Source organism: Dethiosulfovibrio faecalis (genome assembly GCF_021568795.1).
GTDB classification, from domain to species: domain Bacteria; phylum Synergistota; class Synergistia; order Synergistales; family Dethiosulfovibrionaceae; genus Dethiosulfovibrio; species Dethiosulfovibrio faecalis.
On sequence record NZ_JAKGUE010000002.1, the window covers coordinates 217787 to 240995 of the forward strand.

Genomic DNA, 23209 nt, shown 5'->3' on the forward strand with positions numbered 1-23209 from the left:
GTAGCAGAGAGAACAGTGGGGAAGCAAGATAGGCTTTATTCTCGCCGCGGCGGGATCCGCCGTCGGTCTGGGTAACATATGGAAATTTCCTTATGTTACGGGCACGAACGGTGGCGGAGCCTTCGTCGTCATATACGTGGCCATGGTCGCCTGTATCGGTTTTTCCGTCATGTTGGCGGAGTTGGTAATAGGTCGTAACGCCCAGCTCAACGCGGTTGGATCTTTCAAGAAGATAAAGGGCGGCGCCTGGCCGGCGGTAGGTTGGTTGGGGCTCGCCTGCGGCTTTCTCATCCTCTCCTACTACGGTGTTGTAGGAGGCTGGACTATAAAGTATATCCTCCATTCGTTTACCGGACTCATGGAGCTTGCCGCAGCCGGTCAGGCTGGCGATGCCTTCGGCGGCTTCATCACCAACCCCATAATGGTTATACTCTATCAGGCCCTGTTCATGTTCGTCACCATCTGGGTCGTCTACAGAGGGGTCGGCGAGGGGATAGAGCGTTACTGCAAGGTACTCATGCCCGGGCTTTTTATCCTTCTGATCGTCCTCATCGGACGTTCGGTTACGCTTGAGGGAGCGGGAGAGGGTATCTCCTTCTACCTCAAACCCGATTTCTCTAAGGTTACCGCCGGTACGGTTCTCGCCGCTTTGGGGCAGGCGTTTTTCTCCCTCTCCCTCGGAATGGGCTGTATGATAACCTACGGTAGCTACCTTCAGAAGGACATCAGCCTTCCCGGAGCGGCCGCGCAGGTATGTTTCCTCGACACGATGGTCGCCCTGCTCGCCGGTCTGGTCATATTCCCGGCGGTCTTCGCCTTCGGCGTCGAGCCTGGAGCCGGACCTGGTCTCACCTTTATAACCCTGCCTGGGATATTCGCCCAGATGCCGGGAGGGATGATATGGTCCGCCCTGTTCTTCCTGCTTCTCTTCGTGGCGGCTCTAACCTCCGCCATCTCCCTTCTTGAGGTGGCTTGCGCCTATTTCATAGATAAGGGCTGGAGCCGTGCCAAGGCTGCCTGGACCATGGGTACTCTGATATTCCTTCTTGGGATACCCTCCGGTATATCTCTCGGCGGCGGTCTCAAGATAGCCGGCAAGGACTTCATGGATGTGGCCGGTTTCTTCACAGACCAGATAATGATGCCCCTTGGCGGGATGCTGATATCCATTTTCGTAGGATGGGTTATAGCCGACGTGGCCAAGGAAGAGGTTACTGGAAACGGAAGAATTCCTGTGTTTGCAGGATTCGACATCTGGATGATCTTCGTCAAGTTCGTCTCTCCCCTGGCCATCCTCTACATCTTCATAACCGGGCTCAAGTGGTGACGATATAATCGAATTGTAGTAATTTAGGGGCCCGGCGTGCCGGGCCCCTAAATCTTCGATTTTCTTTTTCTCTTGACGGAACTTGCCGTTGGGGTACAATAGTCGTTGTTGGAATGGAGTCTATCCCTACATAACGATAACAAGGAGCTGATCTTCGTGATTGAACTGGATAAGGATACCTTTGACGCCGAGGTAAAGGAAAGCGATCTTCCCGTAGTTGTGGATTTTTGGGGTCCCAAGTGCACCCATTGCCTGGCCCTTATGCCCGGAGTGGAGAAGCTTGCCGAGGAGTTCGACGGTAAGGTCAAGTTCTGCAAGGTCAATATTCAGGGTAACCGCCGTGTGGCCATAGCCCACAAGGTCATGGGACTTCCCGCCTTTCTCTTCTGGAATGGTGGCGAGGAGAAGGCACGCATGAGTGGCGATGCCGTCACGATCGAGCAGATCAAGGCAGAGATCGAGAAGCTTCTGTAATCTACAACGTTTATCGGTTTAATCGGGGACGGTTTGCAAAGACCGTCCCCGATTAATGTTCTACTCCTTTGCCTCACGAGCCTAAAAATAAAGAGATTTTTTTCACAGAAAAAACCTTGACGGCCTGTACTTTTCCGGTACAATCTGAAGTGTACGGATGAACGTCGCAAGAGAGACCTCTCTATATCCATGCTTTCTTGGAATGGAGGCGCCGAAGGTGCAAGGCCGGTATACGGTCGAAACTCTCAGGCAAAGGGATTGCGACGGGACGTTACTCTGGAATAGGCTTATAGGCCATACGACAGAGACGAACTTCTCCAAAAATAGGGGTGTTTGTTCTTGGATTGTCGTATGGTATTTATAACCAATAATCCCGCTTTTTCCTCTCTTAATCAGGAGGGGCTCGAGTTGATCTTCCTGGATGGCTCCGCTTATGACGTAGTCGTCGCCGCAAGGGATCGTATCCATTTGGGCTGGACCCTCCTCAACCATCCTCTTTACGGAAATTTTAGACCTTATCATCAGCCGTTTAGATCCATGTTTCTCCGAGCTCCTATGGACCAATCTCGTCCTACGGTCGACGAGACCTCGTTGTCGTTGGTCGAGAAGGCCATAGAGGTCTATCTGTCTTGCTCGGACCGATGGCTGATTCCCGATGAGACTCCCGAAGTCATGTACAGAGATTGTTCCGTATTGGACTACGATCTTATGAAAGAAACCCTCTACAAAGAGGGCGTCCTGCGATAGATATCCGTGATATCACTAAAAGGAGGTGACCGTGGGTCGGTAGGCATCTCTCTTGAAGGGTTTTTCTTTAAGATTCAAATTTCCCGTGTCGCGAGGAGGTATGTGGTCATGGCTAAGGCCAAGGGCGTTAATTCTATATGCTTGTGGTCCTCGAAAGCCTTGAGGAGTTCCCTGTTGCTAGGGGGTTGAGTCGCCCTCTCCGGTTCCCGGTTCGGGAGCCAGGACTCCTTCCTCGAGGTGTTCGGTACCGTTTTCGCCGCTTTGCCGTCATGACGAAGGTGAGCGGAGGAGCGGGCGGTACCGTTCGTTTCGACGCTCCAGGCGCGTCGTTCGTCTTTTCGTTCGACGTCGATTTTTAGAAGGGGGGAGTCGCTTTGAAACTCGAACTCCATAAGGTGAAGGTTAACAAGCTGGTTTTCGGTGAGAAGACCTCCGTTAAAGACGGTGTCCTCACCATCAACAAGCAGGAAATGATCGATATGCTCTCCGGTATCGAGGGAGTCGCTGATCTCGATCTGGATCTGGCGCATCCCGGGGAGAACGTTCGTATCCTTCCTGTAAAAGACGCTATCGAGCCTCGTTGCAAGATAGAAGGTACCAACGAGGTGTTCCCCGGCTGGATCGGTGACGTAGATCCTGTCGGAGAGGGAAAAACCCTCGTCTTGGATGGCGCGGTGGTACTGACCACCGGTCGTCTCGTGGCCCCTCAGGAAGGTATCGTGGACATGACCGGTCCCGGTGCCGACTACACTCCTTTTTCCAAGACCAACAACCTGGTTGTCGTCATCACTCCCGACGAGGGAGTCGAGCTCCATGCCCGTGAGGCCGCCTGCCGCGAGGTCGGTCTGAAGTCCGCCCATTATCTAGCCAAGTGCTGCAAGGACGCCGTGGCCGATAAGGTGGAGACCTACGATTTCCCCGCTTTCACCGAGTCCATGAAAGCCTATGAAGGTCTTCCCAAGGTCGCTTACGTCTACATGCTTCAGACTCAGGGCCTTCTTCACGATACCTGGGTGTACGGTGTCGATGCCAAGAAGATAATCCCCACCATGATCAGCCCCACCGAGGTAATGGACGGAGCGATCATCTCCGGAAACTGTGTTTCAGCCTGCGATAAGAACAACACCTACGTCCACCTGAACAACCCCGTTATCAAGAACCTTTACGCCCACCACGGGAAGGACTTCAACTTCGTCGGAGTGATCATCACCAACGAGAACGTCACCCTGGCGGACAAGAAGCGCAGCTCTTCCTATGCGATCAAGCTGGCCAAGATGATGGGCGTCGATGCCGTGGTCATCTCCGAGGAAGGTTTCGGCAACCCCGATGCTGACTTGGTGATGAACTGCTGGAAGGCAGAGAGGGCCGGAATCAAGACAGTTCTCATCACCGACGAGTACGCCGGTCGCGACGGTGCCAGCCAGTCTCTGGCCGACTCCTGCCCCGAGGGCGACGCCTGCGTTACCGCCGGCAACGCCAATCAGCTGGTCATGCTTCCTCCTATGGAGAAGGTTATAGGCGAGCTTCCCGTCGCCGACGTCATCGCCGGAGGCTTCTTCGGAACCCTTCAGGAGGACGGAAGCCTCGAGGTGGAGATCCAGGCTATACTGGGAGCCACCAACGAGCTCGGTTTCAACAAGATCGGCGCTTACACCATATAAGAGGTCAGCACCGACGTCCATGTGCCTTAGGCACTTGAGGAAACATAATTACGCATAGAAGGAGGTGCTGCTGATATGGGTAAGTTGGCCGGAAAAAAACTCATCCTTCTGGGCGAACGCGATGGCGTTCCCGCCCCGGCGATGGAGGCCTGCTTCAAGAACAGCGGCGCGGAGGTTATTTTTTCGGTGACCGAGTGTTTCGTCTGAACGGCCGCCGGAGCGATGGACCTGCAGAACCAGCAGCGAGTTAAAGACGCTGCCGATAAGTACAACCCCGAGGATATCGTGGTCGTACTGGGATCGTCCGATGCGGAAGGCGCAGAGATCTACGCCGAGACCGTTTGCAACGGAGATCCGACCTATGCAGGCCCACTTGCTGGCGTCCAGTTAGGACTTGCCGTTTACGATATATTCGACCAGGAAATCCGCGAAGAGGCAGACCCGGAGGAGTGGGAGAACCAGATCAGTATGATGGAGATGGTTCTCGAGCCAGAAGCTCTCGCCGAGGCCGTTAAAGGTATGCGGGAGCAGTACTCCAAGTACTCCCTGTAGACCTGTGAGTAAGGAGGGGAACAAATGACCTATCGTGTGGTTCATTACATCAACCAGTTCTTCGCCGGCATCGGCGGGGAGGAAAAGGCAGACATCAAACCGGAGGTCCGCGAAGGCGTAGTCGGTCCCGGTATGGCTCTTAAAGGAGCTTTCAAGGGCGAGGCCGAGGTAGTCGCTACCATAATCTGCGGTGACAACTACTTCGCCGACAACATCGACTCGACCTCCGAGTTCGTGGCCGAGACCGTCAAGAAGTTCGAGGCCGACGGGTTCGTCGCCGGTCCGGGATTCAACGCCGGACGTTACGGCACCGCCTGTGGTGCCGTATGTTGCGCCGTCGGAGAGAAGCTGGGCATTCCCACCGTTACCGCTCTCTATCCCGAAAACCCCGGTGCCGAGATGTACAAGAAGGGCACCTACGTGATCGAGGCCGCCGACAGCGCTCGCGGCATGGGCAAGGCAGTGCCCGCCATGGCCGCTCTTCTGCTCAAGCAGATGAAAGGAGAGCCCATCGGGAGCCCCGAGGAAGAGGGCTACATCGAGAAGGGCGTCCGTATCAACATGTTCTACGAAAAGGTCGGTGCCGAGCGTGCCATCGACATGCTGATCAAGAAGCTCAAGGGCGAGCCCTTCAAGACCGAGTACAAGCTTCCTGTGTTCGACAGGGTGGATCCCCGCCCCGCCATCAAGGATATGGCTCACGCCAAGATCGCTCTTGTGACCTCCGGCGGTATCGTTCCTTTCGGAAACCCGGACCACATCGCAGCCTCCAGCGCCCAGAACTACGGCGAGTACGACATCGCCGGGGTTATGGACCTAAAGGAGGGCGAGTATCAGACCGCTCACGGCGGATACGATCAGACCTACGCCAACCAGGATTCCGACAGGGTCCTTCCGGTGGATGTTCTCAGAGACCTGGAGAAAGAGGGACGCATCGGTTCCCTTCACAATCTCTTCTACACCACCGTCGGTAACGGTACGGCCGTGGCCAACTCCAAGAAGTTCGGCGTAGAGATCGGAAACAAACTGAAGGAAGCCGGCGTAGACGCCGTTATCCTGACCTCCACCTGAGGAACCTGCACGCGTTGCGGTGCAACGCTCGTGAAGGCTATAGAGGAGACCGCCGACGTCCCCGTGGTTCACATGGCCACCATCGTCCCGATCTCCCTCAGCGTCGGTGCCAACAGGATCATTCCCACCGTCGCCATACCTCACCCTCTGGGAGATCCCAACATGTCTCCTGAGGACGAGAAGGTTCTTCGTCGTCACCTCGTGGACAAGGCCCTCGTCGCCTTGGAGACCGAGGTCTCCGAGCAGACGGTCTTCAAGGACGAGGACTAGTCGTCGAACTCAAATCAAGAGAAACATCGCGGATCGCAGCCGATACAGAGGAGAGAGGCCCGTTGGGGTCTCTCTCCTTTTTTATGGGTGACAGTATACTATAGACCTTTTTGTTCGTCAAAACCCCTGCCATTCGAGAACTAAATTGAACATATCCTTCCTTTTTGCCGATGAGGCTCTTTCAATTTCTTCAATCATCAGCTTTTTTAAAATTTTGCAGCAAAAATGAAATTATGCCAAAGCAAGACTTTCTCGTGGGTGGAATATACGGTTCTTTTTTCATTCCACTAGGTGTAGAATACAGAAAGTGAAGGCAAAAACGACGAATAAAAGAGGGCTATTCAGTCGTTTTCGCCTGTTATTATTTTTATGTAAAAAAAGAGAGGGGGAGTGTCAATGAAACAAAAAGATACTGAATGGTTACAAAAAATGACTTAATCTATTCTTTCGTGGAACGAGGAGGTTTCTACTATGGATCAGCTTATGAGCATCGTGCAGGCAATCAACGGAATTCTCTGGGGTAAACTTCTCATCGTGCTCCTCTGCGGTACCGGTCTCTACTACACTCTGAGGCTTCGTTTCGTCCAGATCAGGAAGTTCGGTGCGGTTATCAAACAGACCTTCGGAGGTCTGACCCTCTGCGGCGAGAAGGCGGACGCCGAGGGGATGACGTCCTTTCAGTCTCTGGCTACCGCTATCGCTGCTCAGGTGGGAACGGGAAATCTTGCCGGTGCCGCCACTGCCATAGCTGCCGGTGGCCCCGGTGCCATATTTTGGATGTGGATTGCCGCCTTTTTCGGCATGGGGACGATCTTCGCAGAGGCCGTTCTGGCTCAGACCTACAAGGTCAGAGACGATCACGGACAGGTGACAGGAGGTCCCGCTTACTACATAAGGGATGGATTCGGTAGCAAATGGTTGGCCGGATTTTTCTCGGTAACGATAATCCTCGCCTTGGGCTTCATCGGCAATATGGTCCAGTCCAACTCCATAGCCGACGCCTTCAACAGCGCTTTCGGAATTCCGACCCTCTATGTGGGAATAGGCGTCGCCATCCTGGGCGCGTTGATCTTCTTCGGCGGGATCGGACGCATAGCCTCCTTTACCGAAAAGGTAGTTCCCATCATGGCCGTCCTTTATCTTCTAGGCGGTCTCTATATACTGATAACCCAGGCGGCCAACTTTATCCCCGCCGTTAAGATGATTTTCGTGGGTGCCTTCGACCCCAGAGCCGCTACCGGCGGTCTTATCGGAGTCGGCGTCAAGGAAGCGGTTCGTTACGGTGTGGCCAGGGGGCTGTTCTCCAACGAGGCGGGCATGGGGTCCACTCCTCACGCTCACGCCGTAGCCAAGGTGAAGCATCCTGCCCAGCAGGGACTGGTGGCTATCATGGGCGTCTTCATCGATACCTTCATAGTGTTGAACATGACCGCTTTGGTCATCTTCGCGACCGGCGCCATCGATGGTCAGACTACCGGTATCGCCCTGACCCAGAGGGCTTTCGAGCTGGGGCTCGGTTCCTTCGGGAATCCCTTCATCGCTATCTGCCTCCTGTTCTTCGCCTTCTCCACGATAATAGGCTGGTATTTCTTCGGAGAGGCCAACATAAAGTTTCTCTTCGGTTCCAAGGGACTGACCCCCTACAGGATCCTGGTTATGTTGTTCATAGTTCTAGGCGCTACATTGAAAGTCAGTCTTGTGTGGGAATTGGCCGATATGTTCAACGGTCTGATGGTTCTTCCGAACCTCATCGCCCTAATCGGGCTGGCGAAGGTCGTCAGCAGGGCCTTGGACGATTTCGAGTCGGACGGTACTTTGAAGACGAAATAGACGGTTTAGAGGCGGAGGGTGTCCTTCGCCTCTTTTTTGTATTTTGTATTATTATTTGTGAAGCTTCAGTCAAACTTGACGAACGACCCCTAGGCGATGTATATGGTCTATAGACACTTCGTTTCCGGATGAAGGCAGTGGGAGAGTTCGATATATTCGAACGCCGAAGGGGCAAGGCTTAGAGCCGAAACTCTCAGGCAAAAGGACCTATGCTGGACGGACCTCTGAAAGACGCCGCCTCGGGGCTGTGCGACAGAGACACGCTTTTGCTTTGTCGTCAGGATCCAGGTTGCCTTTATTTTTCCTCCATCCATGACCTTGGACCGACGACCTTTATGAGTCCGAATTTGCTGGACCGAACAGTCGATCGGGAAGGTCTTTCCTATCTCGATATCTGTTTATAAAAACGAATAGTCCGGCCTATGGGCCGGAGGTGGAGTTTTTCCTCAGGGCCCGAGGAAAAACCCCTCGTCGTACCGCCAGAGGCGGTCGAGAGCAGTGGAGGTGAAATTAAAATGAAAACTCCAATGTTTCAAGATCACGTCGCATTAGGAGGGACGATGGTCGACTTCGGGGGATGGGATCTGCCGGTACATTACGCTCCGGGAATAAAAGACGAGCACCGAAACGTCAGGATCAAGGCCGGTCTTTTCGACGTCTCCCATATGGGAGAGTTCTGGATCACCGGTCCGGACGCTTTTCCCTTCGTGCAGAGCCTGGTATCCAACGATATATCCGTCATGTGCGACGGTCAGGTCCAGTACAACATGATGTGTTACCCCGAGGGAGGAGTTGTCGACGACCTGCTCGTCTATAAGGCATCGAACGACAGGTTCCTGTTGGTGGTCAACGCGTCCAACGTAGATAAGGATTTCGAGTGGGTGAAATCCCACCTTTCTGGAGACGTCAAGGCAGAGAACGCTTCCTCAGCTACGGCCGAAGTCGCCCTGCAGGGGCCCTTGGCTCAGGAGATCCTCCAGTCCATAGTGGACGTCGATCTGTCGGAGATAGGCTTTTTCTTCTTCAGGGAGAACGTCACGGTGGCAGGGGTCAATGCCCTTGTCTCCCGTACGGGCTATACCGGAGAGGACGGTTTCGAGGTCTACGTGGACTGGGAAGAGGGCTCTAAGGTTTGGAACGCCATTATGGAGGCTGGGAAGTCTTTCGGTATATTGCCGATAGGACTCGGGGCCAGGGATAGCCTGCGTTTTGAGGCCTGCCTCCCTCTTTACGGTCATGAGATAGACAGGGATATTACCCCTCTGGAGGCCGGACTGGGTTTCTTCGTAAAGCTGGATAGTTCGGATTTCATAGGGTCAGAGGCTCTGAGGAAGATGAAGTCCGAAGGCCTTCCGAGAAAGACGGTCGCACTGAAGATGGTGGACAAAGGGGTTCCCCGCCACGGTTATCCCGTATCGGTCGATGGTAGAGAGGTCGGTCACGTTACGACCGGTGGTTATTCTCCTACATTAGAGGAGAACATAGCCCTTGCCCTAGTGGAGGCTGGCTCCGCCGAGGTCGGGGGGAAGATTAACGTCGTGATAAGAGGCAAGGATAAGGCGGCGGAAATTGTAAAGAAGCCTTTTTACAGAAAAAATTATAAAAAGTAGAGGAGGACTACGTCATGGCCGAGATCAAAGCAGGACTTAAGTACACCAAGGAGCACGAGTGGATAAAGGTGGAGGGAGAGAAGGGCTACGTAGGCATCTCCGATTACGCCCAAAACGCCATGGGAGATATCGTATTCGTAGAGCTTCCAGAGGTTGGTCAGGATGTGTCGGCCGGAGGAGATCTCTGCGTGGTCGAGTCCGTCAAGGGAGCCAACGACGTCTACTCTCCTGCTTCCGGAAAGATAGCCGAGGTCAACGAGGATCTGGAGGACTCGCCGGAGAAGATCAACGAAGATCCCTACGGGAGTTGGATAGCCTTGGTGGAACTGAGCGACCTGTCCGAGTTGGACGGTCTGATGAACGAAGAGGCCTATCGTAGCTATTGCGAAGGGCTGGAGTAGTCGGGAGTAGGAGGAAAATATGAGATATATACCGAATACCGATGACCAACGGTCGGAGATGTTGAGGACCATCGGCGCAGGGTCGGTAGACGATCTCTTCTCCGATCTTCCCGCCTCCGCCGTATTGGAGGGAAAACTCGATCTTCCAGAACCGATGTCGGAGATGGGGCTGATGAAACATCTCAACGAGCTGGCGGGGAGAAACGTCGACGCCTGTTCCCAAGCGTGTTTTCTCGGAGCCGGAGTCTACGATCATTTCCTCCCTCTGGTGGTGGATCACCTCATCTCCAGACAGGAGTTCACCACCAGTTACACGCCCTATCAGCCCGAGATCAGCCAGGGGACGCTACAGGCCATATTCGAGTATCAGTCCATGGTGTGTTCTCTCACGGGCATGGAGGTGGCAAATGCCTCCATGTACGACGGGGCCACCTCAATAGCAGAGGCTGCCTTTATGGCCTGCGCCTCCACCAAGAGGAACGTTGTCTTGGTCGCCCGATCGGTTCATCCCCACGGCAGAGCCGTTCTGGAGACCTATGCCAGCCTTAAAGGGGTTACGGTCAAGGAGATCGGCTATTCCGACGGCACTTTGGACATGGGAGATCTCAAGGGGAACCTCTCCGACGAGGTCGCCGCAGTGATAGTCCAGTCCCCCAATTTCTTCGGCTCCCTGGAGGACCTGAAAGCCCTAGCCGACGAGGCCCACGGCGTTAAGGCCCTGTTCATCGCTGTGTCGGACCTTCTGGCTCTGTCTGTCCTTGAGGCTCCCGGCAGGCTGGGTGCCGACGTGGTAGTGGGCGACGGTCAGAGCGTTGGGAACGCAATGAATTTCGGGGGCCCCCATTTCGGATTTTTCGCCACGACTCAGAAACTGATGCGCAAGATGCCCGGGCGTATAGTGGGGGAGACCCTGGACCGCAACGGTAAGAAGTGCTATGTCCTGACTCTTCAGGCCAGAGAGCAGCATATCCGTAGGGAGAAAGCGTCGTCCAACATATGTTCGAATCACAGCCTGAACGCCCTAGCCTCGGCGGTGCATCTGTCCCTTATGGGGCTGTCCGGCATGAAAGAGGCGGCGAACCAGTCTCTTCTAAAGGCTGCCTATGGAAAGGAGAGGCTTATCGAAACCGGATCGTTCCGTTCCGCCTTCGACGGGCCCTTCTTCAGGGAGTTCGTGGTCTTTTCCGACGAGGCTCCCAGGTCGATAAACGAGAGGCTCCTCTCTGAGGGTATGATCGGAGGCTACGATCTTTCCAACGACTATCCTGAGCTGGAAAATGCCTGGCTGGTGGCAGTTACGGAAAAACGAACCAAGGACGAGATAGACCGTTTCGTATCAGTAGCGAGGGGGGAGTAGAGACATGCTCAGCCAGGAAAAACTCATATTCGAGAAGAGCCGTAAGGGCCGTGTCGGAGTGTCCCTTCCTCGGTGCGATGTTCCGGGAGCCCCCTCTACCCTTCTGCCCGAGTCGTTTCGCCGATCCGAGGATCCTTCTCTTCCCGAGGTATCCGAGGTCGACGTAGTGCGCCATTTCACCAACCTGTCCCAGCTTAACTTCGGTGTGGACGAGGGATTCTATCCTTTGGGCTCATGTACGATGAAGTACAACCCTAAGCTAAACGAAAACGCGGCTAGGCTGTCCGGTTTTTCCAACATCCACCCACTTCAGGCGGAGAAGACCGTTCAGGGAGCTCTAAAGCTAATGTACGATCTGTCGACCATGCTATGCGAGATAACCGGTATGGCCGGCATGACCCTTCAGCCTGCGGCAGGAGCTCACGGAGAGCTCACCGGGGTTTTCCTGATAAAGGCCTATCACCGTAGAAATGGAGACGAGGGAACGAGAACCAAGATAATAGTTCCCGACTCCGCCCATGGGACCAACCCCGCTACCGCTTCCGTCGCAGGATACGACGTGGTAGAGGTGGCATCCAACGATAGAGGAAACGTGGATATAGAGGCCCTCAAGGCAGTGGTGGGCGAGGATACCGCCGGTATGATGTTGACCAACCCGAACACCCTGGGTCTGTTTGAAAAGGATATTCTGGAGATCGCCGAGATCGTTCACGGTGCGGGTGGTCTGCTCTATTACGACGGGGCTAACGCCAACGCCATCCTGGGCAAGATTAGGCCGGGAGATATGGGGTTCGACGTACTCCATCTAAACCTTCACAAGACCTTCAGCACCCCTCACGGGGGAGGTGGGCCCGGGTCTGGGCCGGTCGGTGTCAGCCGGAGGCTTCTGCCGTTTCTGCCGACTCCGGTCGTGGTGGAGAAGGGCGACGGCTATTCTCTGGATTTCGACCTTCCGGACAGCATAGGAAAGGTCCGGTCTTTCTACGGCAATTTCGGGGTCCTGGTGCGGGCCTACGCCTACATAATGTCCATGGGTGCCGAAGGGCTTCTGTCGGCTTCGGAAAACGCCGTTTTGAACGCCAACTATATAATGAAGAGGTTGGAGGGAGAGTTCGATATCCCCTTCTCGGACGTTCCCTGTAAGCACGAGTTCGTCATATCCGGCGAGAAACAGCACGCTGAAAACGGCGTATCGACCCTTGATATGGCAAAGAGGCTGATAGATCACGGAGTACATCCACCGACGATATACTTCCCCCTCATCGTTCACGAGGCTATGATGGTCGAGCCCACCGAGACCGAGGGCAAGGAGACACTGGATAGATTCGTCGACGCCATGATCGAGATAGCCAAGGAGGCCAAGGAGAAACCGGAGATCTTCCACGATGCCCCCTATACCACGGTGGTCTCACGGCTCGACGAGACTCGGGCGGCGAGAAAGCCGGTTCTCCGTTGGACCGAGGACAAAGGTTAGGGAGCGTTATATGATTTACGATCTCGTTATCCTGGGAGGAGGGCCCGGTGGCTACAGAGCCGCCGAGCTCGCCTCCAGAGAGGGATTCAAGATTGCGCTGGTGGAGAAGGACCGACTGGGGGGAACCTGTCTCAACAGGGGTTGTATCCCGACTAAATCCTACTATTCCGACGTGGTCGGAAAGCTCGGTCCCCTGGATGCCATGTGGGAGAAAAAGGAGAAGGTGGTAGGTAAGCTCCGAAAGGGAGTTTCCACCCTTATGAATCGCTCCTCCGTCGACGTAATAGAGGGAGAGGGGCGGATAACGGACGTGTCCCAAGATGTCAAAAGGCTTTCCGTGACCACCGAAAAGGGCGAGGTCGTCCTGGAGTCCAAGAGGCTCTTGATCGCTGTGGGGGCGATGTCCCGGCCTTTGAGTTTTCCCGGAAGCGATCTTGAAGGGATCGTCGGAGGCGACTGGGCGGTCACGGACAGATCCCTCTGGGATCCTTTCTGCGAGAACGGGGCCGAATCGGTCGCCGTTGTAGGTGCCGGGGTCATTGCGGTCGAGCTTGCCGGCATATTGAAGGAGATGGGCAAGGAAGTGACTTTGCTCAAACACTCGGATCAGATCCTTCGACGCAGCGACGGCGAGATAAAGAAGAAGGTCAAACAACTGGTCAAAAAAAGGAAGATACCCACCGTGGATTTCTTCCGCATCGAAAAGGTCGTTCGAGAGGACGGCAGGCTGATCGTACAGGGAGAAGCCCAGGGTGAGTCGATGCAGATCGGTTGCGATAGGCTAATATTGGCGGCCAGCATGGTCCCGATCCTGAAGGGATACGGCCTGGAGGAGAGTGGCATAGCCTTTACCGATAAGGGTATAGAGGTTGACGAATTCATGGAGACCTCGGTACCGGGAGTCTTCGCCGTAGGGGACTGTACCGGAGGGGCGATGTTGGCTCACCTGGCGGAATATCAGGCTTTGTCTGCGGTGGAGCGCATGGCTGGCAGGGAATACAGGATAAACCCCGACGCAATTCCCTCCTGTATCTTCTTCGACCCCGAGATAGCTTCGGTAGGGCTCACCGAGGAGGAGGCCGCGGAGAGAGGTCTGGATTTCGTGGTGGGCAGGGTGTTCTTCGCCTCCAACGGTATGGCTCTGGCCATGGATCGTTCCGACGGATTCGTAAAGGTTCTGGCCGATCGTGAAAGCGGCAGGATGTTGGGCGTCCACATAATAGGTCCCGAGGCGGCCACTCTGATATCAGAGGCGGCGTTAGCGGTCGACAGAGGTTTGACCGTAAAAGAGGTGGCCTATACCGTCCACCCTCATCCTACCTTGAGCGAGTGTTTCAAGGACTCTCTCTTCAGGATACTCGAGGAGATTTGAGCCTTCCTGCGAGGTCGGGTTATGTCCCTTTCGGTTATATCCGAAACAGATAGTGGGACAAACCCTTTTTAGGAGGTGAGGCACATGGATATGGGTATGGTTCAGAGCGTGTCCGGAATGAAGCAGGCGGAAACCGCCGTCAAGGTCGGTTTCGCCGTTCAGAAAAAGGCCATGGATCTTGCCGAGACCCAGGGGCAGATGCTCCAGGAGATGATGGCCTCCATGGGACTCGGAGGCAATCTGGATATCCAGGCCTAGTCCAAAGCATAGGGGTTTCGGGGGCTTAGCCTCCGAAACCCCTTACTTTTATTTTCCGGTCGCTGAAGGTACTCCGCAAAGATCTCGGGCCGATCTGATTCCGTCGATCACGGCTCTCTCCATAACCCTGGCCGCGATCGCTCCCAGGGAGCTGACGTCCGCCTGGACCTCGCCGGTTCCCATAGCGAATATGGTGTCTCCGTCGAAAAGGGTGTGAGCAGGTCTCATGGTCCTGGCGTATCCGTTCTGGGCCATGGACGCTACCTTTGTCGCCTGGGCTTTTGTCAGCTCGGCGTTCGTCAGTATGGCACCTATGGTGGTGTTGCCTGCGAGAAGGTTTTTATTCTCTCCCATGGACTGGCTTAAAATATCCTCAGTGTTACCTGGTCCCGAGTCCGTCCTGCAGGCGGCCACGACCGTTCCGTCAGATGGGTCGATCACGTCTCCGAGACAGTTTACCGCGACTATGGCACCTATCTTCACGTCCCCTACCTGGACGGCACAAGTTCCCAGACCGCCTTTAACGGCTCTTTCCATGCCGAGTATCTTTCCTACGGTGGCTCCCGTTCCGGCACCTACGTTTCCTCTCGGGCAGCTTCGGTTCGAGGCGTTAAGACAGGCTCTGTAACCCATCTCTCCGTCGGGACGAGCTCTCCAATCTCCCACTGTCAGGTCGAACAGGACCGCTCCGCAGACTATGGGAACTTTGGTAACCTCTACGTCGAAACCGATGCCCTTTTCCTCAAGGTATCTCATGATGCCCGAGGCTCCGTCCAGTCCGAACGCGCTTCCTCCCGCCAGCATGACGGCATGTGCCTTGTCTACCAGGTTGGTGGGGTTCAGCAGGTCCGTCTCCCTGGTTCCCGGAGCTCCTCCCCTGACGTCGACGCCGGTGGAGGCCCCCTGGGGACATATGATCACGGTGACTCCCGTGGCTCCCTGCATATCCTGATCGTGTCCTATGAGAAAACCGTCTATTTCGTTTATGCTTATCTCTCGGTTCATCGTCTACCTCCGTTCAGCTCTCTTGAAAGGGAATTTCTATGGGAATGCTATCCCATAAAACTGACGGAATCAATAGAAATATCTCGGTCATCTCTTTGTCTTCCGAGGTTTGGCTAGGATGAAATGATAATAATCGCTTTGATTGTATAATAAATCGAGTGTATGTATTCATCAATTTTATTATTGACATTTTTAGAACAAGCCTTCATACTGACCATGGATATTGGAATTTAACTCCATTTCTCAAAATAGAGTCTTTCAGGATATCGGGAAGTCCGGTGTAAAACCGGCGCGGACCCGCCGCTGTAACCCTGACGAAGCCCTAGAACCACTGGTCTATTAACGACCGGGAAGGTCGGCTTAGGATGAAGGGAAGTCAGAAGACCGGCCTGGAAGGTTGTGCAGTTGGTGGTCTGCGAGTGTTCGGACTTCCTCCGGGATAAACGGCCCTACGTGTTATTAGGGGGCTCGTCTTGTGTTGCCCGAAGGAAGTTCCGAATGAGGAACTTCCTTTTTTTATGGTTTGGGCCGGATTCGACGTGTGCTTTTTGGGGAACGTCAGAATCGAAACTACTTTTTCCGAAGAACTCGGAGAGTGTACCGTATAAAGATCAAGAGGAGGGATTTGTACATGGGAATGTCCATCGCTCAGAAGATCGTCAAAGCCCATTTGGTTGAGGGCGATATGACTCCTGGAGAGAGGGTCGGCATAAGGATAGATCATACCCTTACTCAGGATGCCACGGGGACCATGGCCTATCTAGAGTTCGAGGCCATGGGTGTGGATAAGGTAAGGACCGAACTTTCGATCAGCTACGTCGACCACAATATGATTCAGGGGGATTTCAGAAATCCCGACGATCATCGGTATCTTCAGGATGTGGCGGCCAAACACGGCATAATATTTTCACCTCCCGGCAACGGAATCTGTCATCAATTGAATGTCGAACGTTTTGCCCGTCCTGGCAAGACGTTGTTGGGGAGCGATTCTCACACCCCCACCTCCAGTGGAGTGGGGATGTTGGCCATAGGAGCCGGGGGTTTGGACGTGGCCATGGCCATGGCGGGAGAGCCTTTCTATACGCCGATGCCCAGGATATTGGGAGTAAGGCTTATGGGGAAACTTCAGCCCTTCGTCTCCGCCAAAGATGTCGTATTGGAGGTTCTGCGCCATACGGGGGTTAAAGGTGGAGTCGGAAAGGTAATAGAGTATTTCGGTCCAGGTGTAGAGAGCCTTTCCGTGCCGGACAGGGCCACTATAACGAACATGGGTGCTGAGACTGGGGCGACCAGTTCTTTGTTTCCCAGTGACGACGCAACCCGTCGGTGGCTTCGTGCACAGGGACGAGAGGCTGAATGGATAGAGCTCAAGCCCGACGAAGACGTGGTCTACGATGAGGTGATAGATATAAATCTCTCCGAACTGGAGCCCATGATAGCTCAGCCCTTTCAGCCGGGGAACGTAGTCAAGGTTTCGGAGATCGAGGGAATGAAGATAGATCAGGTGATGTTCGGGTCATGTACTAATTCCTCGCTGAGGGACCTTATGGCGATAGGGCATCTCCTCGACGGCCAGAAGGTAAGCTCCTTTGTCGACGCCGGTATCTCTCCCGGAAGCAGGCAGGTCTTCATGGAAGCCACGGATAGACGTTCGATAGGGAAGATGATCTCGGCGGGGGTGCGCATACTTGAGGTAAGCTGCGGAGCCTGTATCGGAATGGGTTTTGCTCCCAATACCGACGGGGTCTCCCTCAGGACCATAAACCGCAATTTCCTTGGTCGCTGTGGTCACAAGAGCGGGAAGGTCTATCTCGTCAGTCCGGAGGTCGCAGCTGTCTCCGCCGTTACAGGAGTCCTCACAGATCCCCGTAAATTCGCCGACAAGGTCGGAATCGATCCCTTTCATTTCGAGCTTCCCGAAAATCTTGTCATAGACGACAGCCGTTTCATCGCACCTTCCATAGAGCCGGAAAAAATAGAGATACGCCGAGGTCCCAACATAAAACCCCTTCCCGATATGGCTCCGATGGGGGATGTCACAGAGGGAGAGGTCCTTCTCAAGACCGGAGACGACATAACCACCGATCACATAATGCCCGCCGGAGCCAAGATACTTCCCCTTCGTTCCAACATACCGGAGATATCAAAACATGTTTTCGAGGTCTTGGACGAGACCTTCCCTCAGAGGTCTCTGGACGCCGGTGGAGGATTCATCCTGGGAGGATCGAACTACGGACAGGGCTCCAGCAGGGAACACGCAGCCATAGCTCCCAGGTATCTGGGGATTCGGGCCGTCATAGTAAAAAGTTTCGCCAGAATCCATCTGGCGAATTTGGTCAATTTCGGCATCCTTCCTCTGACGTTCGTGAAGGAGGGCGACTACGACCGAATCGATCAGGGGGACAGGCTTTCCATCGATACTAAAAACCTGAAGGCCGGCGATACCTTCCTTCTCAAGGACGAGACTAAAGGCATCGAGATACCTTGCGTAACCCCCGTCGATCAGGACGATCTGGATATCATAAAGTCAGGCAGCAAGCTCAATTTTGTTAAGGATAGAAGCCCCGAAAGGGCTTAAACGACGAGAAATATATAAATTCATTGGGAGGTCATCTTATATGAGCAAGTTCTCCGATCTCGATCTGACGAAATACGAAGCTCCGACCCATGGCGACAGAATAGTCAAGAAGGACGGCAAGTTCGTCGTTCCCGATAATCCGGTGGTCCCTTTCGTGGAGGGAGATGGAATCGGACCGGATATAACCTCTGCTATGCGTAAAGTGGTCGACTCGGCGGTAGAAAAGGCTTATCAGGGGAAAAGAAAGATCGCCTGGTGGGAGATCTTCGCCGGACAGAAGGCGATGGATAAGTTTGGAGAAGCCATACCGGAGGATTCCTTCGCCGCTTTGCGTTATTTCGGCATAGGCATAAAAGGACCTCTGACGACTCCCGTCGGAGGCGGTTTCCGCAGTCTCAACGTGGCCTTTCGTCAGATTCTGGACCTTTATGCCTGCGTACGCCCTGTAAGATGGTTCGATGGCGTTCCGGCCCCGCTGAAATCGCCGCAGGACGTCGATATGGTTATATTCCGTGAGAACACGGAAGACCTCTACGCCGGAATAGAGTGGGAGGAAGGCACGAAGGAATGCAGGAAGGTGTACGATTTTCTCACCAAAGAGATGGGAAAGAAGATCAGAGAGGATTCCGGAATAGGTATCAAACCCATCTCAATCACCGGAACCAAGAGACTTGTGAGGATGGCCCTTCAATATGCGGTGGATCACGGTCGTCGCACCGTTACCCTTGTCCATAAGGGCAACATAATGAAGTTCACCGAGGGAGGCTTTCTCAAGTGGGGGTACGAGGTGGCGACCCAGGAATTCAGGGATGTCATCGTAACTGAGAAGGAGCTTTGGGACGAGCACGACGGGAAACTTCCCGAGGGCAAAGTGCTGGTGAACGACAGGATCGCCGATGCCATGTTCCAGCAGATTCTTCTGAGACCTTCCGAATACGACGTGCTGGCCACCGCTAACCTCAACGGAGACTACATATCCGATGCTCTTGCCGCCTCCGTGGGAGGGTTGGGCTTGGCTCCCGGGGCTAACATGAACGACGAGGTCGCCTTCTTCGAAGCTACCCACGGAACCGCTCCGAAATATGCCGGAATGGACAAGGTAAATCCCGGGTCCATAATACTTTCCGCCGTTCTGATGTTGGAGCATATGGGGTGGCAGGAGGCAGCCGATCTGATAGTCAAGGGAATAGAGGACACAATCAAAGAAGGTACGGTAACCTATGATCTGGCTCGTCAGAGAGAGGGAGCCAGAGAGGTAAGTTGTTCCCGTTTCGGGCAGGCTATCTGCGATAACATGTAAAATTCGTTTTTGATCGTGGAATCCCTTCCGTTCAGACGGAGGGGATTCCGTCCTTTTATCGTTATAAAGCCGGAGGTGTTTTGTATGTCGTGTAAACTTGGACAGGCCGGTTCTCTGGAATCGTCGGATTGTCTCGTTACTGTCAGTCCGGCCGATTCCTATGAATTGGAATGCGTTGGTCCCAACGTTTCCCTTTTCGGCGATCGGACCGCCAGGGTGGTGGAGGAAATTATCCATCGGTTCGGTAACTCGAAGGTCAGGATTATGATACAGGATCAGGGAGCCCTGGAGGTAACCCTCAGAGCTCGCCTTGAAACGGCCCTCGACAGGTTTTTCAGGTGAGGTGATCGAGATGGTTAAAGCACAACGTTCCTGTCTGTATATTCCTGGGAACAATCCCGGCATGATCCAGCACGCCCCTATCTTCGGGGCTGACAGCGTTCTTCTCGATCTGGAAGATGCCGTGGCCGTGTCAGAAAAGGACGCCGCCCGCAGGCTGGTCAGCGGTTTCATTTCGACCCTGGATTTCGGGGACGTGATGGTGACCGTGAGGGTGAACGGAGCTGATACGGAATTTTTTCAGGACGATCTGAGGGCTATCGTACCCTGTGGCCCCGACGCTGTAAGGATTCCCAAATGTTCGTCTCCCGACGACGTTCTCATGGCCGACGAAGCGATAGGTCTGATAGAGGATGGGACGGGGATGGACAGAGGAACTGTAAAGATTCATGCCATGTTGGAGACCGCGGTAGGAGTTCAAAATGCCTCCTCGATCGCAAATTGTTGCGAAAGGGTGACGGCTCTAACCCTCGGAGGTCAGGATCTGACCGCCGATATGGGAGTTCGGAAGACCAGAGAAGGATGGGAGCTTTTTGCAGCAAGAACCCAGGTGGCTCTTGCCGCACATGCGGCCGGCATCGACTGTTTCGACACCGTGTGGGCCGATGTCAACGATAACGACGGATTGTTGGAGGAGACCCGGAAGGTGGTTGGACTTGGTTTTACCGGAAAGGCCGCTATACATCCTGGACAGGTCAAATGGATACATAAGGCATTCGTGCCAGAAGAGAAGGAGATTCGAAAGGCCATCAAGGTGGTTAGAGCGGCGGAGGCCGCCGAAAGGGAAGGCAAGGGAGTCGTAGCGGTCGACGGAAAAATGGTCGACGCTCCGGTCGTGAAGAGGGCGAGACACATTCTTGATATGGCTAGACTCTCCGGTATGGAAGAGGAGGACCTGAGATGAACATGATCCGTAATTCTTTAGGCCGTGACGTTCCTCGTGAGGTTTCAGGTCTCGGGATTATGGCCCCTTTTCAGGGGGCGTGGGCCAGGGTGGACTCGGGTTACGAGGAGGAACGGAGAGGAGCGCCTCTTAAGGGTTTTCCCCCGGTAGGTAGCAAGGTCAAGGATGACATGAAAAAGGTTATAGAGGCCTCCGGCCTCGAAGACGGCATGACCGTATCCTTCCATCATCACCTACGTAACGGCGACGCCGTGTTGCCCGCCGTTATGGCGGCGATAGAGGAGATGGGGATCAAGGATCTTGCCATAGCTTCGAGTTCGCTCACTGCCGCACATGATTGCGTAGCCGATTACGTCCGCAAGGGTGTGGTAACCAGGATATTTACATCCGGCGCCAGGGGAGAGGTCGGAAAATGCATATCCGCAGGTGAGTTGGATATCCCGGTTGTGATACGTAGCCATGGAGGAAGGGCACGCGCAATAGAGGAGGGAAGCATCTCTATCGACGTAGCCTTTCTGGGGGCGCCTGCATGTGATAGATACGGCAATATGACCGGTGCTATTGGCCAATCCGGCTGCGGTTCCCTGGGATATGCCAAGATCGATGCGGCGTACGCTCGTCACGTGGTGGCGGTCACCGACAATCTGGTCGATGCGCCTCTGACGCACGTGTCCATACCGCAGTATCTGGTGGATCAGGTTCTCCTTGTGGAGAGTCTCGGCGATCCGAGCAAGATAGCCTCCGGTGCCGCTAGAATAACCAGAAGTCCTGTGGATCTGAAGGTGGCGGAAAACGCCTACGAGTTGGTGCTGGCGTCGGGGCTCCTTCGCCCCGGGGTCTCTTTTCAGGTAGGAGCCGGCGGAGCGAGTCTGGCGGTGGCTGCTTTTGTCAGAGACTATATGAGAGAGAAGAAGATAAAGGGCAGCTGGGGATGCGGTGGCATCACCGGCTATATGGTCTCCATGCTGGAAGAAGGTCTTTTCGATGGCCTGTTCGACGTCCAGAGCTTCGACGCCGCCGTAAGAGACTCGCTTTTCAAAAACCCGAGACACGTTGAGATAGACGCTTCGTGGTATGCCAATCCCTTCAACAAGGGATGCGTGGTGAACGATCTGGACGTGGTGGTACTGGCGGCTCTCGACGTGGATACGGATTTCAACGTGAACGTGATGACCGGAAACAACGGAGAGCTTAGGGGAGCATCGGGAGGGCATTGCGATACCGCCGCCGGTGCTAAACTTACCGTTGTCGTGGCTCCATCTTTCCGAGGGGGAATTCCCACCATAAAGGACGAAGTACAGACCGTGGTGACCCCCGGCGAGACGGTCGACGCAGTGGTGACAGAGAGGGGAATATGCATAAATCCTCGCAGAAAAGACCTGTTGGAGGCTGCCCGCAGGGCCCGGTTGAACGTGAAGGATATTCACGATCTCAAGACGGAGGTCGAGAAAATGACCGGAATTCCGTCGAAACCGGATTTCGACCGGTCAAAGGTCGTAGCCCTTGTGGAGTACAGGGACGGCACGATTATAGACAGCATTTATAAGTTGCGTAGTTAAAGTACGCAGTTAAAAATAGAAAAGGCAGGTCGGAAATTTTTCCGACCTGCCTTTTGATTACATGGCAGTCCCTAGGGGGTTCGAACCCCTGTTACCGGGCTGAGAACCCGGCGTCCTAGACCACTAGACGAAGGGACCGTGCTTGGACGAAGAGTATTCTATAACAGGTTTTGCCCTTTTGCAACGGCTATTTTTCTATCTCAAAGGTGAGGGTGGCTACCAGAATTACCTCGTCACAGATCGATTTGTCCTCGTTTTCTATGATGTGGGTGACCTCGCTGAACCAGTAGCCGTCTTTTAGGGTCACGATGTCGATTCTTCCCTTGAGATCGCAGCGTCCTACGAAGGCCTTGTGCTCCTTGTTGCTGGAAAATCCATCGAAGGTTGCCTCCAGCTTGGCCAGTTTGAGGGGCTTGCCGTCGAGAAGGACCTGAACGGGGAATGTCTCTCCGGCATGGATCTTCGCCGGGTTCTTAAGCGGAACGATCTCGAGCCTGTGGCCGAGGGGCTTGGTTATAAGGCTCTCGTCCTGAGATCCGTTCACGTTGAGGATAGTTTTGGCGTACATAATGGCTTCCTCGGCGTGAACCGCGTCGGGACGCTGTTTTCTGTTGGTCTGGGTCCAGGTTCCGTCGGGGCCTTTCGACCAATAGGTGGGTTTATATGTTCCGGCCACGACGTAGCTGCCTTTGTCCAGCTTTTTCTCCACCGTATAGGAGAAGTTTTCTCCGGATTGAACCATGTCCACGTTGCCTTCAGGAGTTACGAGATAGAGAGGGTTGAACAGATGAGTTCTTCCTTCCGGGATAGTCTCGGGGTTAGGGAAGTCGTGGCCGTAGCCGATATCCGCTTTGATCGTGCTTCCCTCGGGGTTATGGGCGTTTACCCAGAAATCGTGAGCCTGAGCGCCAGTCGCCGCCGTGGCGACGCAGATGGCAGCTGCCATAAAAACGGAGTAGATCTTTTTCTTCTCGAAGCAGAACATTTTATATCCTCCCTATTTTAAAGTGTCAATTTTTGACGACATAAGCTTTTTGGTAATCAAAGTTCACCTCCCTTGCAGCTTAGTCGTTCCATTCAGTTCGAATACACTAACTTAGGTAGCATAATTTGTAAAGGA

General features: G+C 54.3%; 21 protein-coding genes, 1 tRNA gene and 3 riboswitches. Of the genes, 18 read left to right on the forward strand and 4 right to left on the reverse strand.

The genetic code is table 11. The features are described 5' to 3' along the window. The first annotated feature begins 28 nt into the window (after positions 1 to 28). The 3 genes from L2W58_RS03115 to L2W58_RS03125 all read left to right on the forward strand — a co-directional run bounded on the left by L2W58_RS03115 (position 29) and on the right by L2W58_RS03125 (position 2548). Positions 29 to 1327, forward strand: coding sequence for a sodium-dependent transporter (locus L2W58_RS03115; RefSeq protein WP_236101642.1), 1299 nt, complete (start codon positions 29 to 31; stop codon positions 1325 to 1327). Between the two features lie 156 nt (positions 1328 to 1483). Further along, positions 1484 to 1801: a thioredoxin family protein gene (locus L2W58_RS03120; protein WP_236101551.1), complete on the forward strand. Its 318-nt coding sequence runs from the start codon at positions 1484 to 1486 to the stop codon at positions 1799 to 1801. A gap of 157 nt (positions 1802 to 1958) precedes the next feature. Continuing rightward, positions 1959 to 2072, forward strand: a riboswitch (glycine riboswitch). An 80-nt stretch (positions 2073 to 2152) separates the two neighbouring features. Next, positions 2153 to 2548 carry a GrdX family protein gene (locus L2W58_RS03125; protein ID WP_255700365.1) on the forward strand — a complete coding sequence of 132 codons (396 nt, stop codon included), beginning with the start codon at positions 2153 to 2155 and terminating at the stop codon, positions 2546 to 2548. A 74-nt stretch (positions 2549 to 2622) separates the two neighbouring features. Here L2W58_RS03125 and L2W58_RS03130 read toward each other — a convergent pair whose 3' ends face one another. Further along, positions 2623 to 2940: a hypothetical protein gene (locus L2W58_RS03130; RefSeq protein WP_236101553.1), complete on the reverse strand. Its 318-nt coding sequence runs from the start codon at positions 2938 to 2940 to the stop codon at positions 2623 to 2625. On the opposite strand from L2W58_RS03130, the gene L2W58_RS03135 reads away from it, so the two are divergent. The 10 genes from L2W58_RS03135 (at position 2923) to L2W58_RS03180 (ending at position 14404) form a co-directional block, all read left to right on the forward strand. Continuing rightward, positions 2923 to 4209: a glycine/sarcosine/betaine reductase component B subunit gene (locus L2W58_RS03135; protein WP_236101554.1), complete on the forward strand. Its 1287-nt coding sequence runs from the start codon at positions 2923 to 2925 to the stop codon at positions 4207 to 4209. The two genes, L2W58_RS03130 and L2W58_RS03135, sit on opposite strands and share 18 nt — an antisense overlap. A 75-nt stretch (positions 4210 to 4284) precedes the next feature. Next, the gene (gene grdA / locus L2W58_RS03140) at positions 4285 to 4761 is read left to right on the forward strand and encodes a glycine/sarcosine/betaine reductase complex selenoprotein A (RefSeq protein ID WP_236101555.1); all 477 of its coding nucleotides are present in this window, start codon (positions 4285 to 4287) and stop codon (positions 4759 to 4761) included. Between the two features lie 24 nt (positions 4762 to 4785). Next, entirely contained in the window at positions 4786 to 6102 is a 1317-nt protein-coding gene (gene grdB / locus L2W58_RS03145) for a glycine reductase complex selenoprotein B (protein ID WP_236101556.1), read from the forward strand. Positions 6103 to 6573: 471 nt separating this feature from the next. After that, positions 6574 to 7932: an alanine/glycine:cation symporter family protein gene (locus tag L2W58_RS03150; protein ID WP_236101557.1), complete on the forward strand. Its 1359-nt coding sequence runs from the start codon at positions 6574 to 6576 to the stop codon at positions 7930 to 7932. A gap of 128 nt (positions 7933 to 8060) precedes the next feature. After that, positions 8061 to 8151: riboswitch (glycine riboswitch) on the forward strand. Between the two features lie 296 nt (positions 8152 to 8447). Next, positions 8448 to 9542, forward strand: a complete 1095-nt coding sequence (gcvT, locus tag L2W58_RS03155) for a glycine cleavage system aminomethyltransferase GcvT (protein WP_236101558.1) — start codon at positions 8448 to 8450, stop codon at positions 9540 to 9542. 14 nt (positions 9543 to 9556) lie between these two features. Beyond that, a complete protein-coding gene (gcvH, locus tag L2W58_RS03160) occupies positions 9557 to 9943 on the forward strand; it encodes a glycine cleavage system protein GcvH (protein WP_236101559.1) in 387 nt (128 codons plus the stop codon). Between the two features lie 19 nt (positions 9944 to 9962). Then, the gene (gcvPA, locus tag L2W58_RS03165) at positions 9963 to 11300 is read left to right on the forward strand and encodes an aminomethyl-transferring glycine dehydrogenase subunit GcvPA (RefSeq protein ID WP_236101560.1); all 1338 of its coding nucleotides are present in this window, start codon (positions 9963 to 9965) and stop codon (positions 11298 to 11300) included. A gap of 4 nt (positions 11301 to 11304) precedes the next feature. Continuing rightward, positions 11305 to 12774, forward strand: coding sequence for an aminomethyl-transferring glycine dehydrogenase subunit GcvPB (gene gcvPB, locus L2W58_RS03170; protein ID WP_236101561.1), 1470 nt, complete (start codon positions 11305 to 11307; stop codon positions 12772 to 12774). 10 nt (positions 12775 to 12784) lie between these two features. Continuing rightward, positions 12785 to 14146 (forward strand): dihydrolipoyl dehydrogenase family protein, encoded by a 1362-nt coding sequence (locus L2W58_RS03175; RefSeq protein ID WP_236101562.1) that lies wholly within the window; start codon positions 12785 to 12787, stop codon positions 14144 to 14146. A gap of 84 nt (positions 14147 to 14230) precedes the next feature. Then, positions 14231 to 14404, forward strand: a complete 174-nt coding sequence (locus tag L2W58_RS03180; protein ID WP_005658650.1) for a putative motility protein — start codon at positions 14231 to 14233, stop codon at positions 14402 to 14404. Between the two features lie 48 nt (positions 14405 to 14452). Here the strand turns inward: L2W58_RS03180 and L2W58_RS03185 are convergent, their stop codons facing one another. Then, the gene (locus L2W58_RS03185) at positions 14453 to 15409 is read right to left on the reverse strand and encodes a P1 family peptidase (RefSeq protein ID WP_236101563.1); all 957 of its coding nucleotides are present in this window, start codon (positions 15407 to 15409) and stop codon (positions 14453 to 14455) included. Positions 15410 to 15652: 243 nt separating this feature from the next. Beyond that, a riboswitch (cobalamin riboswitch) is annotated at positions 15653 to 15816 on the forward strand. 224 nt (positions 15817 to 16040) lie between these two features. Here L2W58_RS03185 and L2W58_RS03190 point away from each other — a divergent pair. From L2W58_RS03190 to citF, 5 genes are all read left to right on the forward strand, one after another. Further along, the gene (locus L2W58_RS03190) at positions 16041 to 17987 is read left to right on the forward strand and encodes an aconitate hydratase (protein WP_236101564.1); all 1947 of its coding nucleotides are present in this window, start codon (positions 16041 to 16043) and stop codon (positions 17985 to 17987) included. 40 nt (positions 17988 to 18027) lie between these two features. Continuing rightward, complete coding sequence (gene icd, locus L2W58_RS03195; protein WP_236101565.1) at positions 18028 to 19287, forward strand: isocitrate dehydrogenase (NADP(+)); 1260 nt, start codon at positions 18028 to 18030, stop codon at positions 19285 to 19287. A gap of 84 nt (positions 19288 to 19371) precedes the next feature. Beyond that, entirely contained in the window at positions 19372 to 19629 is a 258-nt protein-coding gene (locus tag L2W58_RS03200) for a citrate lyase ACP (protein WP_236101566.1), read from the forward strand. A gap of 10 nt (positions 19630 to 19639) precedes the next feature. After that, complete coding sequence (locus L2W58_RS03205; protein WP_236101567.1) at positions 19640 to 20530, forward strand: HpcH/HpaI aldolase/citrate lyase family protein; 891 nt, start codon at positions 19640 to 19642, stop codon at positions 20528 to 20530. Further along, entirely contained in the window at positions 20527 to 22089 is a 1563-nt protein-coding gene (gene citF / locus L2W58_RS03210) for a citrate lyase subunit alpha (RefSeq protein ID WP_236101568.1), read from the forward strand. The genes L2W58_RS03205 and citF overlap by 4 nt, the downstream gene beginning before the upstream one ends. A gap of 62 nt (positions 22090 to 22151) precedes the next feature. Here the strand turns inward: citF and L2W58_RS03215 are convergent. Then, positions 22152 to 22227, reverse strand: a tRNA-Glu gene (locus L2W58_RS03215). 49 nt (positions 22228 to 22276) lie between these two features. After that, positions 22277 to 23074 carry a DUF4198 domain-containing protein gene (locus L2W58_RS03220; RefSeq protein ID WP_236101569.1) on the reverse strand — a complete coding sequence of 266 codons (798 nt, stop codon included), beginning with the start codon at positions 23072 to 23074 and terminating at the stop codon, positions 22277 to 22279. Positions 23075 to 23209: the final 135 nt, after the last annotated feature.